The 12,472-nt window shown below is 69.3% G+C and carries 13 protein-coding genes and 2 pseudogenes; 5 read left to right on the plus strand and 10 right to left on the minus strand.

Translation table 11 applies throughout. The features are described 5' to 3' along the window. Position 1: 1 nt before the first annotated feature. Positions 2-1,378 carry a hypothetical protein gene (locus tag AC07DC_RS30865; protein WP_478917781.1) on the plus strand — a complete coding sequence of 459 codons (1,377 nt, stop codon included), beginning with the start codon at positions 2-4 and terminating at the stop codon, positions 1,376-1,378. 150 nt (positions 1,379-1,528) lie between these two features. On the opposite strand, the gene AC07DC_RS30870 is transcribed toward AC07DC_RS30865, so the two are convergent. The 6 genes and pseudogenes from AC07DC_RS30870 to AC07DC_RS30895 form a co-directional block, all read right to left on the minus strand. Next, the gene (locus AC07DC_RS30870) at positions 1,529-2,605 is read right to left on the minus strand and encodes a M14 family metallopeptidase (RefSeq protein WP_478917782.1); all 1,077 of its coding nucleotides are present in this window, start codon (positions 2,603-2,605) and stop codon (positions 1,529-1,531) included. A gap of 15 nt (positions 2,606-2,620) precedes the next feature. Further along, positions 2,621-2,947 (minus strand): hypothetical protein, encoded by a 327-nt coding sequence (locus tag AC07DC_RS30875; protein ID WP_478917783.1) that lies wholly within the window; start codon positions 2,945-2,947, stop codon positions 2,621-2,623. 105 nt (positions 2,948-3,052) lie between these two features. Continuing rightward, positions 3,053-3,820 (minus strand): TetR/AcrR family transcriptional regulator, encoded by a 768-nt coding sequence (locus tag AC07DC_RS30880; RefSeq protein WP_478917784.1) that lies wholly within the window; start codon positions 3,818-3,820, stop codon positions 3,053-3,055. 355 nt (positions 3,821-4,175) lie between these two features. After that, positions 4,176-4,340 (minus strand): hypothetical protein, encoded by a 165-nt coding sequence (locus AC07DC_RS30885; RefSeq protein WP_478917785.1) that lies wholly within the window; start codon positions 4,338-4,340, stop codon positions 4,176-4,178. Then, positions 4,324-4,476 carry a hypothetical protein gene (locus AC07DC_RS30890; protein WP_478917786.1) on the minus strand — a complete coding sequence of 51 codons (153 nt, stop codon included), beginning with the start codon at positions 4,474-4,476 and terminating at the stop codon, positions 4,324-4,326. Before AC07DC_RS30890 ends, AC07DC_RS30885 begins: the two co-directional genes overlap by 17 nt. Before the next feature lie 398 nt (positions 4,477-4,874). Then, a pseudogene (locus tag AC07DC_RS30895) lies at positions 4,875-5,034 on the minus strand (IS701 family transposase); the annotation flags it as partial. Positions 5,035-5,215: 181 nt separating this feature from the next. On the opposite strand from AC07DC_RS30895, the gene AC07DC_RS30900 reads away from it, so the two are divergent. Beyond that, positions 5,216-6,685, plus strand: coding sequence for a competence protein CoiA family protein (locus AC07DC_RS30900; RefSeq protein ID WP_478917787.1), 1,470 nt, complete (start codon positions 5,216-5,218; stop codon positions 6,683-6,685). Between the two features lie 147 nt (positions 6,686-6,832). Here the strand turns inward: AC07DC_RS30900 and AC07DC_RS30905 are convergent, their stop codons facing one another. Both AC07DC_RS30905 and AC07DC_RS30910 read right to left on the minus strand, forming a co-directional pair. Further along, a complete protein-coding gene (locus tag AC07DC_RS30905; RefSeq protein ID WP_478917788.1) occupies positions 6,833-7,063 on the minus strand; it encodes a hypothetical protein in 231 nt (76 codons plus the stop codon). A gap of 510 nt (positions 7,064-7,573) precedes the next feature. Further along, a complete protein-coding gene (locus AC07DC_RS30910) occupies positions 7,574-8,053 on the minus strand; it encodes an SRPBCC family protein (protein ID WP_478917789.1) in 480 nt (159 codons plus the stop codon). Positions 8,054-8,130: 77 nt separating this feature from the next. Between AC07DC_RS30910 and AC07DC_RS30915 the strand changes: the two genes are divergently transcribed. Next, positions 8,131-8,730 (plus strand): helix-turn-helix domain-containing protein, encoded by a 600-nt coding sequence (locus AC07DC_RS30915; RefSeq protein ID WP_478917790.1) that lies wholly within the window; start codon positions 8,131-8,133, stop codon positions 8,728-8,730. A gap of 65 nt (positions 8,731-8,795) precedes the next feature. On the opposite strand, the gene AC07DC_RS30920 is transcribed toward AC07DC_RS30915, so the two are convergent. Then, positions 8,796-9,437: a hemerythrin domain-containing protein gene (locus AC07DC_RS30920; RefSeq protein WP_478917791.1), complete on the minus strand. Its 642-nt coding sequence runs from the start codon at positions 9,435-9,437 to the stop codon at positions 8,796-8,798. A gap of 51 nt (positions 9,438-9,488) precedes the next feature. After that, positions 9,489-9,950 (minus strand): carboxymuconolactone decarboxylase family protein, encoded by a 462-nt coding sequence (locus tag AC07DC_RS30925; protein WP_478917792.1) that lies wholly within the window; start codon positions 9,948-9,950, stop codon positions 9,489-9,491. 120 nt (positions 9,951-10,070) lie between these two features. Between AC07DC_RS30925 and AC07DC_RS30930 the strand changes: the two genes are divergently transcribed. Next, positions 10,071-10,961 (plus strand): LysR family transcriptional regulator, encoded by an 891-nt coding sequence (locus tag AC07DC_RS30930; protein ID WP_478917793.1) that lies wholly within the window; start codon positions 10,071-10,073, stop codon positions 10,959-10,961. 633 nt (positions 10,962-11,594) lie between these two features. Beyond that, a pseudogene (locus AC07DC_RS30935) lies at positions 11,595-12,410 on the plus strand (HARBI1 family protein); the annotation flags it as partial. Positions 12,411-12,472 lie beyond the last annotated feature (62 nt).

Consider the following 12,472-nt stretch of genomic DNA (forward strand, 5'->3'; position numbering starts at 1 on the left):
CATGTCCACCATCAAGGTCGTCAACATCACCCCCAGAGCGCTGAGCGGCGACCGGAGCCTGGACAGTGAGCCCAGCCTCGCGGTCAACCCGGAGAATCCGAGGGAGATGGTCGCGAGCGCCTTCACCCCCGATCCGATGGGCGGCCCGTTCGCCCCCATCTACGTCTCGACCGACGGCGGGGACACCTGGGTGCTGAACAGCGTCGTCCCGGGCAATGGCAGCCGTGGCACCGGGGACATCAGCGTCGGCTTCGGAGGGCATGGAGGCACGCTTTACACCGGCATCCTCAACGGTGAGACCAGTGACCTGCAGATCCTGCGGATGCCGGACGTCACCGCGACCGTTTCGATGGCCGAGATCGTCGACCGGGGCGACGAGGACCAGCCCTGGGTGGTCGCCACCAGTGCTGCGGCGAATGGCGTCACCAGCGACCGGGTGTACGTCGCCAACAACGACGCCTCCGCTGAGCCCCAACCCGCTACCGTGGATGTGGCGAAGAATGGCCGCACGGCCGCCGGTCAGGCCGACTTCAAGACCGTCCGGCTCGACCGGCGCAGCGACACAGTCCACGACGGGCCGCCGATCCGGATCGCCGTCCACCCGGATGGGACGGTCTACACCGCGTACCAGCGCTGGACCGACTTCACGGGAGGAGTCGTCACCTTCGACGTCGTGGTGACCCGCGATGACAAAGGCGGGATCGGACAGAAGCCCTTCGAGGACCTGCTGGACCCGGGCGACGGCGAGGTCGGCCTGCGTGTGGAGACCGGCTTGAGGGTGCGGTTCAATGTGCGGGTGCCGACACTGGGCCAGGAGCGCACCGGGGCTGACCTGGCGATCGCGGTCGACCAGACCGACTCCAACAGCGCGTGGATCGCCTGGTGCGACAATCACGGCGGCACCGCCCCCACGGACTACGTGCTGCACATCCGGCACTCGGCGAACCGCGGGCATACCTGGACCGCACCGCACCAGGACATCGTCAACGGCAAGAACCCGGCGCTGGCGGTCAACTCCGACGGCCTGGTCGGGCTGCTCCACCAGCAGCTGGTCCACAACCAGTGGTCGACCGTGCTGGAGCTGACCGGCGACGACTTCGCGACCGTGGAGAGGCAGGTGCTGCACCAGGCTCCGGGCGACGTCCCGCCGGCGGGGTTCAACCTGCCGTTCCTCGGCGACTACCTGCGGATGATCACCGTCGGGAAGGACTTCTACGGGATCTTCTCCGGCAACAACACCCCCGACCTGGCCAACTTCCCGGTCGGCGTGACATACCAGCGCAACGCCAACTTCACCACCCACCAACTGCTCAGTACGGACACCGTGACCCGAGTGCCGCCGTCCATCGACCCGTTCTTTTTCCACCGGGCTGCCTGAGCACGCACACGGCCTGAGCACTTCCACCGGGCTGCCTGAGCACGCAGCACGCACCCGACCCGCAGTGCCCACAGCCCAAGGCGCCCGCCACGACCGGTCGTGGCGGGCGCCCTGCTGTCGGGCACTGTGGCTACTGTGGCTTGGGGTGGGTCAGGCGGTGGCCAGGCAGAACTGCACCAGCCCGGCGTCCACGTCGAGGACGATCTGTTTCATCTCCGCCCACCGCGGGTGGAATTCGGTTCCCCACTCGACGGTGAAGCCGAGTACCTTGCCCTGGCCTGGGTCGGCGAAGTTGCGGGAGTAGACGTAGTCGTCGCTGGTCCCGCTGGTGGGGTACAGGTGGAAGCCGGTCATCGGCTTGTACTCGAGGCCGCGTACGCCGTTGACGCCCTGGCAGAACGCCTCGGCGAGCTGCACGGCGGCGTCCTCGTCGTCCTTGGGGATGTACTCGGAGTACGTGAGGTGGTCGTTGGGTCGGCCGCGCTTGCCGTCGTACTCGGAGTTGCGGAAGTTCATGTCGGGGTCGACCGACTGGTTCTCGTCGTCGCCCCAGTTGTAGAGCATGTCCTGCGAGTAGCTGTGCACGTCGACGAACCACTGGGTCTGCGGGAGCTGGTCCAGCAGCCAGCGGACGTTGCGGGTCTCCGGTTCGGAGAACGCGGCCGGGCCGGCGTAGACCATCGGGTCGCACGGGTCGGCCGACACCTGGGCGTCGGCGTTCGGGTCGAAGGCGGTGACGAAGTCGAAGAGGAAGTCGTAGTTGCGGTTGAGGTCGATTCCGACGCAGTCCGGGTGCGGGTTGCCGCCGGCGTTGGCCGGGTTGCGGTTCTTGCGCCACATCGGCCGGACGGTCTGGCTGTAGTGCCGGCCGTCGGGGTTGACCAACGGGTAGAGCACCAGGTCGAGCCGATGGAGCAGGCCGCTGACCTGGCCTGCGGTGAAGGTGGTGCCCCCGTAGCCGAGGCCGGTACCGTCGCGGTGGGCCTCCAACAGGTCGGCGGCGAGATGGATGAGGATCTCGCAGCTGCCCCATTCACGGGCGTGGACGCCGCCGATCATCATGACGCACGGCTTGGGGGTCGCCGCGGGCTCACCGATCAGCAGGGCGTGGGCGGTGCGGTCCTCGAACGAGTTCTCGGGTAGCTGGACGAGCTGGGTCAGGTCGGGATAGGCGGCGGCCAGGCTGGCTACGGCGGACTCGACCTCGATGACGTTCAGGTACGGCATGACGGGCCTCCCGGGTCAATCGGCGAGCTTGGCGGCCAGGCCGCGCGGGACGGCGTCGGCGGGGGCGAACCGGTCGCCGCTGCCGACCTCGGCCTGGGCGGCGCGCCCGGCCTCACTGGCGTTGCCCGTCCGGGTGACCGTGACACCCTCGCGTTCGAGGTCCGGGATCCGGTCGGCCGTGGCGTAGACATCGATGCCGATGCGGCCGTCCTTGTCGACGTGCGGGCGTCCGCCGACGTCGGAGCGGGTCTCGCGCAGCAGCGCGCGCAGGGCCTCCAGGTCCTTGGCGGTGACGTGGAGGCGCAGGATGTCGTCGTGCGGTTCGTTCGGAACGGCGGACATGGGGAGCTTCTTCCGGGCGCCGTCAGAGCGTGGCCGGAGCGGTCTCCGGCGGCTCGCCCGGCGGCGCCAATCTGAACGGATATGTCCGACATGTACCTCGTATCCTCAGGATGCGTCGTCGCCATAGAACGCGTCAAGGGGCGGCTGCGGCATTCCGTCCAGCAGGCTGTCGAGGCCGCGGATCATCTCCTCCTCGCCGTCGAAGTCGGCGAAGCGGGGCACCAGGGCGCGCAGCCGCGGGTACTCGGCGGCGGGCAGCCGGTGCAGGCCCAGCCGCAGGGCCGGGTCCGGCTCCTCCGGGTTGTCGACCACCTGGCGCTTGTCCATCAGCAGGCAGCCGAGGTTCCAGGCGACGAAGGCGCGGTAGACGGTCAGCGCGGTCGCGTCGTCGAAGCCGGCTCGCCCGAGCACGGCGAGGATGTGCTCGGTGAGTTCGAGCACCGGCGCCGGCCGCCGCGCCACGGGGACGGTCAGCGGACGGGTCGCGACCAGCGGCAGGATCTCCGGGTGGGCGTTCGCGACGGCAGCGAACGCCCGGGCGATCCGGCGCAGTTCCAGCCGCCACTCGGGCCGGCGCCGGTCGGTCGCACGCTGTTCCGGGCGGCGTCGCCCGGGCCCGGGCGGGTCGTCCGAGGCGCTGGTCCGCAGTCGGCTGTTGACCTCGGTGGCGTATGCCTCGGTCAGGCCGTCGAGCAGGGCCTCCTTGCCCGGGGTATAGCGATACAGGGCCATCGACTCGACGCCCAGTTCGGTGGCCAGCCTGCGCATGGTCAGCGCGGCCAGGCCTTCGCGGTCGACCAGTGCCACGGCGGCGTCGAGCACCAGCGGCCGGCTCAGCCGCCCCCGCCTCGCGGTGCCGTCCCGCTCAACCATGTCCGCACACCTCACGGTCGGTGCCAACGTCGTCGGCCGCGCCCGAGACGGTCGGGCGGACCGGCGGGGCCCTGCGGCGGCTCTTTCCGCAGTGGCGGTCAGACGCGCGCAGTGGCGGAGAGACCCGTCGCGAATGTAACTCAGCGAATACAGAACCAGGATACAAGGTAGGAATCAGGCGTAAACGGGTGTTGGTCCGTCGATCTGGCGCTCCGACGATTTCCGCTGGTCAGCCCGCCAGTAATCGGACGGCGAGCCCGGCGACCAGGGCGGAGGATCCGAATGCGGTGAGTAGTCGGCCGCGCGGGCCGGTCGGCGCGCGGCCCAGCAGCGCGCCGCCCGAGGCGAGCAGCAGCTACCAGCTCGCGGAGGCGGCGAACGCGGCGGCGACGACCGCCTCGGCCCACCACGCCATCAGCAACTCTTCTTCCAGACCCGGCGCGACGTCGGCGGCGGTGGGCGGCTCACCGACCGCGAGCGTCCGCGCCGGCGAACGAAAGACGTCACCATAGAACGCCATCGCGATCACTTTGGGCGAACTGCCGGCCGCCCGCGCGTCGCAGCCCATCATGCAGCACGGGCCACCAGTCCTTCAGCAGCGCCTCTTCGCCCAGCACCTGCTGGCCGACACCGTGCACCGCAACAATTCGAGCCATTGCCGCCCCCCAACCACAATTGCGCTTACGGCACTTACGGCACACCGAAGAGCGTTGAGGTGGCTTCGTTGATCACTAGTACTCCAGGCGTGGTCCTCCATTTGCCCTGGTTGCAGGCTCTTTTGGAGTCTAGCGAGCTGATGCTCCGTCAGAATAGCGGTGGTTCGTGACTCATCCGATCGGGGCGCGTGCGGCGCCGGTAGTGGTAGCGCCGGACGATGGCCTGGTGGCGTCGGCGCCAGCATGACCAGTGGAATCGGCCCGTGGGTGACTGGTGCCGGGTTGCGGGGGGATGGGCAAGGTCCAGGAGCCGTCGGATTTCTGCCACGGCGAGGGCAACGAGGCCGTTCGAAGCGATTGTTCGGCCCCCATTTCGAGGGCGTGGGCGGTCATCGCGGCCAGGAAGGCATGCGCGAGCATGGCCAGGGTGATGTGGCGATACCAGCCGACATAGCGACGGACTTCGTACTGGTCCAGGCCGCATTCGTTCTTGGCGGCCCGAGAGCACTCCTCGATGGCACACCGGGCGCCAGCCACGCGAACCAACGCGGCGACGGTGGCGTCCTCCTGTCCGCCTTCGCCAGCGGCTGACAGCGGCTTGTTCGAGTGGAGCAGAGCACGACCCGCTGTCGCTTGGCCCCGATCATCCGAGTCCGCTTCGTGCGCGGAACCCGCTACGAGTAGCAATGTCAGTGGCCACCGCGACACTATGAGGTGATCACCGACTGGGGAGGGGCGGATGGCATTCCGGGCCGTGCACGCCGAGTGGGGAACCGTGTTCTCGCACCTGCCGGACCTTGGGTGCGGGCAGACGTGGGAGGCGGTGTGGAAGGTTCGCCCACCCGCCCCGATCGCCTGCGTGGAGTGCCGGCACCCGATGTACGCGAAGATCTCCGAACGGGGCCTGCGCTTCTTCGCCCACGCCCCGCAGGCCCCCGACTGCGAGATCGCCCGCCAGGGCGAGTCCGAGGCCCACCACCTCCTCAAGCTCGAACTCCTCGGTGCCGCACGTCAGGCCGGAGCGCACGCGGAGCTGGAGGTGCGGGCGCCGGATGGCTCGTGGCGGGCGGACGTGCTGGCGAGCGACCCGGCCGGGAGGTGGCGGATGGCGCTGGAAGCCCAGCTCTCACCGATCACCGCCGGGGACATCACCGAACGCACCGAGCGGATGCGCGCGCACGGCGTGACCTGCTGCTGGTTCAGCGACCGGGCCCGCCCGCCCTGGCTGGGAACCGTGCCCTCCTTGCGGCTGGCCACCACGAACGGCGGTGTCGTCGTCGCCGAGGGCCTGGTGAAATTCGCCCAGGGCGGGTGGGTTGCGGCGCCGCACGTGCCCGTCGCCGACTTCCTGCGCTGGGTGTTCACCGGCAAGGTCACCCCGCACGCTCCGCGTCGGCATCTGCCTTACCCGCAGCGTCAGCTCGCTCAGGTATGGACGGCACCTCAGTACACGGTGGCCGAGGAGGCCTACCTGGTCGAGGAGGAGAAGCGGCAGCGGGAGCTGGAGGAGCGCCGGGTACGGTTCCAGGAGAAGGCGGCGATCAAGCGGGCCGGGATCGACCGGAGGAACGCCGCTTCCCGCCGCGCCGCGCTGGAGCGGGCCGCTGCCGCCGAGGCGGATGCGCGCCGCGCGAATCTCGGGCCCGCCGGGGCCCAGTGGCACAGCAAACTCATGCGCCGGCCCGGCGTTGCGCAGGCCGTGCAGTACATGGCCCGCGAGCACCACATCGACGTGGCGGTCGCGATGAGCACCACCGAATGGCGGTGGGGCGGCGGAACGCTCCTGATCGGCCCGGACGGCACCCCTGTCGCAGTCCTGTCCCCCGTGTCCAGACTCGTACGTCGTGAGGCTTTCCTGCTGCTGGCGGGGATGCTGCTGCTGTTCGAGACGGCCGCCGAGCAGCAGCGTTTCGACCGCAACACCCGACGTCGGCGCAAGGTCCCCATCGAGGGCTGGCGAATGGAACACCTGTCGACGGCGCCTGCCAAGACAGCCGCAGTGCCGGCACCCCGCCGAGCCCGCCCGGTGCCCCGGCGTACGGGCGGCCCGTGCTCATGCGCGGAACCGGAGTTGACCGCGGTCATCCTTGGACAGCCGCACCCAGCCGAGCCCGCCGAGCAGATGACGCCCGCCAGCGCCGTCTACACCGCGACCTGCCGTGGCTGCGGTGGCTCGTACGACAAGCCGTGGCGCCGCAGCGCAATCTGACCGATCCGCCCGCACCACTGCGGTGCAGGCGGCGGGGGCGCGGGCCACTGATGGTGGATCGTCCTTGGCTGCCGGAGCCGGCTCCCCGGCTTTTCCCCGCCGGGGAGCCCAGCCGGTGCCGTGCGCGGTGCCGCGGCCGTCTGCGGTTCACCGGATGGTGATCTGCCCGATCGTCCACTTCTGGCACGGTCCGCGCTCGATGTCGAGGACATCGTCCACAGCACCGTGCGTGCCGAACCGGTAGAGGCCACCGACCCGGCGCGGGCCGGCCTGCAGGCGGTCGCTGATGAGCGAGCGGGTGGGGGTGCCGTACGACGCCGGGCGGGCCCGCAAGGTGGCCGAGGAGGCGATTCGGGCCGAGGTCGCGTCGAAGGACAACCCGGCGGACGGGCCAACGTGGCGCCGGAACAGTTGGTGCGGGCCGGCCTGGAACTACTGGCGTTCTCCACGCAATCTCCGGCTTGCGGGAATGCAGGCGGAACGGCGTCGGCCGGTCCAACGCGCCGGACGGCTGCCGCCGCGTACGCGTGCCGGCTGGTCCGCCAAGGGCCGGGTGCTGGCGATGATCGCGGCCACCCCGGCGGAGGCGGCCGAGCAGGCCCGCGCCACACTGGCCCGCCCCGCGGCCGGGCGCGCCCGCCGGCGCGCCGCGCACGATGCGACCCTGCTGGTCTTGGAGGACAACGGCAAGGCGCTGCGCCGACTCGACCCGGAAGATGTCCTGCAGGGCGGGACCGGATCGCTCCGGCGCCCGGGAACGGCGTATATGTGGGGGCCTGGTTCGACCATCAGGAGCACAGCGAGTCCGCCCAGCAGGACCGATGCCCGGCCTGTGGCCAGGCCCAGGGCATCGATCCTGCTCGGCCGTTCCGGTAGGCGTGTGTCCCGCTACACGGGCCGGTCGGCTGTCGTGGGCTGCGGTGCGGAGTTCGACTTTGGGCTGCTTTCGGTGCGGACCTTGAGGGCCTGGTTGAGGGCGGCGAAGTTCTGCCGGGTGGCGGAGATCGTCTTGCCGAGGAAGGGGACGAGCAGGCCGGAGAACTTCTCAGATTGCACGAGCTGGGTGCCGCCGGTCGCGGTGGTGGTGAGCGTGAAGCGGTGCTCGCCGTCGAAGATGCCGGGCATGACGAAGTGGCCGATCCAGCGCAGTTCCAAGCCCGGGTCGGCGGCCAGGACGCGAGGGTGGAACATCACCGGCTTCCCGTCGACGGGGAACATCCTCAAGCTGAGCCGCCCTCCGACCTCGACCTCGCCGGACGCCTCGCGGATGAAGGGATTCCAGTCCGGATAGGCGGCCAGGTCGGTGAGCACCTTCCAGACTTCCGCAGCCGGGGCGTTGATGTCGATCGAGTGGGAGATCGTCTTCATGGCAGGGCCTCCATCGAGCCAGAACCAATATACTTGTTTCTGATCCGGTATAGTGGACGCACTGGGAGGTGGTGTCAATGGAGGACCCGGCTGAGATCGTCGGACGGACGCTGGCGGCGAACCTGCGCGCGATGCGGCGGGCGCGCGGCTGGCGGCTGGAAGACCTCGCCTCGCGGTCAGGGGTCAGCCGGGGGATGCTGCAGCAGATCGAGACCGGCCGCACCAACCCCAGCGTCGCCACGCTCGCGCGGATCAGCGCCACCCTGGGCACCTCGATCGGCCGTCTCGTCGAGCCGCCCGAGGAACTCGGCCAGGTGGTGCGCGCGGCCGACGCCGAGGTCCACCGCGCCGGACAACACGGCGTGGGGCGGCTGCTCGTCAACGACGGCCAAGCCCCCTTCATCGAGTTGTGGGACTTCCTCATCGCCGAGGATGACGAAATGGGCTCCCCCGCACATCCCCCCGGGACACGGGAACTGCTCCACCTCTACGAGGGGCGGCTCGAGGTCGAGGTCGGCGGCGCCGACTTCACCCTCGAAGCAGGCGACGCCCTGCGCATGCGCGGCGACCGCGACCACGTCTACCGCAACCCCGGCCCCGGCCCCGCCCGCCTGACCATGACCGTCATCTATTCCGGCGACCGCGACCCCCGCTACGCACCGCCTCCGGCCCCGTGACAGCAAGCCGGCCCGGGGGGGCAGCCCCCGGGCCCACTCACCTACCACCGAAGGAACCCCGTTTCTCACGTGGCGCTGTCGGGGCTCCAGCGGTCCAGGGCCGCGTAGGCGGGCTGCCATTGGGCGGTGTAGGCGGCGCGCGCCGGTTCGGGGAGCGGGGCGAGGATCGCAGCCACGCTCTGCTCGCCGGCGCCGTCCAGCAGCCAGGGCAGGATCCGGGGAGCGTCGGGGCCGATCCGCTGGCCGTGGACCTGGCCGAAGTGGGCCCATTGCTGCGGGGTCGCGACCGCTTGGATCAGGGGCAGGGCCTGGTCCTCCTCGTGCTTGAGGTGTCCGTTCAGGCCGATGACCAAGGAGTCGGTGAGGTCGCCGAGCCGGCCCCGCGCACAGTCGGGATCCGCCAGGGCCGCGTCGATCGCCTCGATGACCTGGTCTATAGCGACGTGTTCGGCCTCCATCGCCTCCAGCAGCGCCAGTTCGTCGGGCCGCTGAGCCAGGGACTGACGCAGCGCCGGCCACAGCGCGTCGTCCTCAGCGGTGTGGTGGACACGCAAGGACGTGGTGAACAGGTGCCAGCCGGCGGCGGTGCGCAGGACGGTCGCGGGATCGCTGTCGACGCGGGTGGCGATGCGGGCGAGGTGTTCGCCTTCTCGCCGCAATGCGTCGTGCATCGCATACATCGCCGTCATGTCGAGTGTGTCGCTCACGGTCTTCTCCTCAGGCCGAGTCTGGTCGCGGTCGTATCAGGTCTGCTCAGGTCAGCCCCACGTGGTGCCCGCCGGTTCCTTGATGGCGGCGTTGAGCCGGTTGAACATGTTGGTCACGCCGATCAGCAGGATCAGCGCGGACAGCTGCTTCTCGTCGTAGTGGTCGGCGACTTGGTCCCACAGCTCCTCGCTGACGGCGTCGGTGGAACGGTCGGCCAGCCGGGTGACGACCTCGGTCAGCTCCAGCGCGGACCGCTCGGCGTCACTGAAGAACGGGGCCTCCCGCCAGGCGGCGATCGCCGCGATCCGCTCGGCACTCACCCCGTCCTTCGCCAGGTTCTGGTTGTGGGCGTGCACGCACGCCGAGCAGCCGTTGATCTGGCTGGCGCGCAGCCCGACGACCTCCTGCAGTTCGGGGGAAATGCCGCCCTGATTAATGGCCTTGAAAATGGCACCGATGCCCTTCATCCCGTCGGGCAGCACATAGGCCGGGTTCGTCATCCGCGCGTGCATGATCGCTCTCCTTCACTGGTGTGGACGTCCTCAACCTTGCAGCGGCGGCACTACCTGCATCAACGCCAGATCCCGTATGAACGCCATAATGCGCGGCTTATGAGACCGGAGTAGGTGGCCATGGAACTACGCGACATCGAGATCTTCCTGACCCTGGCCGAGGAACTGCACTTCGGCCGGACCGCCGCCCGGCTGCATGTGTCGCAGGCGCGGGTCAGCCAGGTGATCAGCCAGCAGGAACGCCGCCTCGGCGCCCTCCTGTTCGACCGATCCAACCGCCGCCAGGTGCGTTTGACCCCCGTCGGCCGGCAACTCCGCGACGACCTGCGCCCGGTCTATGCGAGTCTGCGCGACAGCCTTGAGCGGGCCCGTCTGGCCGCCTGTGGCGTCGACGCCGTGCTCCGCGTCGGCATGGTCTCCATCAACGCGCATGACCTGCGCCCCTACTGGGACACCTTCCGCTCCCGTCACCCGCAGTGGGGGCTGCGGATCCGGTACGCATCCTTCGTGGACCCGTTCGCCGGTCTGCGCCGCGGGGACATCGACGTCCTGGTCGCCTGGCTGCCCGTCGAGGAACCTGATCTCACCGTGGGACCCGTCCTGTTCGCCGAGCACCGGGTGCTGACCGTGGCCGCCGACCACGAACTCGCGCGGCACACCACGGTCTCCCTGGAGGTGCTCGCCGACTTCCAACACTGCGACATCGACGCGCCGCAGTACTGGTGCGACGGCTTCGTACCGTCCCACACACACCAAGGCCGCGCGATCAAACGCGGCCCCCTCGTGCACAACACCGAGGAAATCTTCGCCCTGATCAGCACGGGCGAGGTCGTCAACCTCTTTCCCGACCACATGCTCCGCTACTGGGCCCGGCCCGACATCGCCTACCTGCCCGTCCGGGACATGGATCCCTTGCCGTACGCAGCGATATGGCGCACCAGCACCGAAACCGACCTCATCCGCGCCTTCGCCCAAACCGTCCGAGACCTCGGACCACACACCCCCCGATGACCAGCGAAGGAACCGCCCGGCCGGTCGTGCCAGACACGGCGCTGATGTGCTGTCACATGAGGTAGTCGCTATTCGGCGTACCCTCATGATCTTGTTTCTGGCCCGCATTCGACAAGTTTGTTCACTTCGACATGCCCAAAGCGCCGCAGTTCGCAGTCCAGTCCCCTCGAGATACTTCGTACGGGCGTTTGGGAAGGATCCCGGGTTGCTTGCTGGCAAGCTCTTGGGGCTTGGCAGTTACCTAAACGGCTGCAGTGTGCGGGGGCGCGCGTGTCACTTTCGCTGGTCGACGCCGTCGCTCGCCATCGCGAAGACGTCGACCCTCATGCCCCTCAAGCGCCGGCCAACGCGCACGGGTACCCGATGAGGCCCCTAATCCGCGCCGGGTCCGCCGCCGTCGCCGCTACCTGATAAGTACCCACTGGTGCTGTGCCTGGTAACTGTCCTCAGCCGTAAAGGTCTGCCATCACGCCCGTTGCCGCGATCGGCCGGGGTAGCGAGCCGTTCCCAGTAATGGGTCATCGCTCGCTGTGATCGGGATGCTGCGGGCCGTGTGGCCACCAAGTCCGGGAAGGCGCAGGGCCCCTGGCAGGAACGATCTTGCGACAGATTGTTCCGACCGAGGGGCCTCACATGTCGACCAGTGTCACATGCACCGCCGTGCTCGATGTGAAGCGGTCCACCGCCGAGCACCTGGCCCAGCTGCTGCGCGAGCACCGCATCGCGGCCAGGACTCGCAAGGGCCAGCGGGCGCTGGGCTGCTTCCGTCAGCGCTGCTCGTCCTGCACTGGTTCATCGACGGCTCACGTCTTGCTCAACTCGCCGGAGAAAACGGCCTGTCGACCGCCACCGCCTATCGTTATCTCCACGAAGGGTTGACCGTTCTGGCCGCCGGGGTGCCTGACCTGGCCACCACGCTGGAGCGTGCGAAAGAGGCCGGGGGCTGACGCGCCTGAACCTCGATGGCACCGTCATCCGCACCGACCACGTCTCCAGCCCCGGCCCCCACGGCGCAGACCTCTGGTGGTCCGGAAAGCACAAGCACCGGGGCGGGAACGTGCAGGTCGTCGCAACCCCGGACGGCTGGCCGCTCTGGGTCTCACCAGTCCGCCCGGGCACGGAGCACGACACCACCTGCGCCCGCCACCACGGCCTCATCGACCACCTCGACCGCATCGCCGCCGATCTGGAGATGCCGACTCTGGTCGACCTCGGCTACGAGAACGCCGACGACGGCTTCCGTCACTCGCACAGAAGGCCCGCCGGAGGTGAACTGACCGAGGTCCAGTAGACCTACAACAGGGTCATCCGCGGCGTCTGCGTGCGCGCCAACTCCCTGCTCAAGACCACCTTCAAGGCCCTGCGCCGGTCGGCCTCGACCCCAGCCGCATCCCGAAGATTGCCGCCGCAGCCCTCGTCCTGCTCCAATTCGAGTACGACCGCACCATCCGAACGATCACGCAAAATCATTACTGGGAAGGCTCACTGTCAGCCGAACAGCCCCGACATCA

Source organism: Streptomyces sp. NPDC045021 (assembly GCF_056432645.1).

What these genes read in the sequence shown, in the direction of transcription:
- AC07DC_RS30865 (WP_478917781.1), top strand. Translation starts at nt 2, where the DNA reads ATGTCCACCATCAAGGTCGTCAACATCACCCCCAGAGCGCTGAGCGGC.
- AC07DC_RS30870 (WP_478917782.1), bottom strand. Translation starts at nt 2,605, where the DNA reads ATGCCGTACCTGAACGTCATCGAGGTCGAGTCCGCCGTAGCCAGCCTG.
- AC07DC_RS30875 (WP_478917783.1), bottom strand. Translation starts at nt 2,947, where the DNA reads ATGTCCGCCGTTCCGAACGAACCGCACGACGACATCCTGCGCCTCCAC.
- AC07DC_RS30880 (WP_478917784.1), bottom strand. Translation starts at nt 3,820, where the DNA reads ATGGTTGAGCGGGACGGCACCGCGAGGCGGGGGCGGCTGAGCCGGCCG.
- AC07DC_RS30885 (WP_478917785.1), bottom strand. Translation starts at nt 4,340, where the DNA reads ATGGCGTTCTATGGTGACGTCTTTCGTTCGCCGGCGCGGACGCTCGCG.
- AC07DC_RS30890 (WP_478917786.1), bottom strand. Translation starts at nt 4,476, where the DNA reads ATGGCTCGAATTGTTGCGGTGCACGGTGTCGGCCAGCAGGTGCTGGGC.
- AC07DC_RS30900 (WP_478917787.1), top strand. Translation starts at nt 5,216, where the DNA reads ATGGCATTCCGGGCCGTGCACGCCGAGTGGGGAACCGTGTTCTCGCAC.
- AC07DC_RS30910 (WP_478917789.1), bottom strand. Translation starts at nt 8,053, where the DNA reads ATGAAGACGATCTCCCACTCGATCGACATCAACGCCCCGGCTGCGGAA.
- AC07DC_RS30915 (WP_478917790.1), top strand. Translation starts at nt 8,131, where the DNA reads ATGGAGGACCCGGCTGAGATCGTCGGACGGACGCTGGCGGCGAACCTG.
- AC07DC_RS30925 (WP_478917792.1), bottom strand. Translation starts at nt 9,950, where the DNA reads ATGCACGCGCGGATGACGAACCCGGCCTATGTGCTGCCCGACGGGATG.
- AC07DC_RS30930 (WP_478917793.1), top strand. Translation starts at nt 10,071, where the DNA reads ATGGAACTACGCGACATCGAGATCTTCCTGACCCTGGCCGAGGAACTG.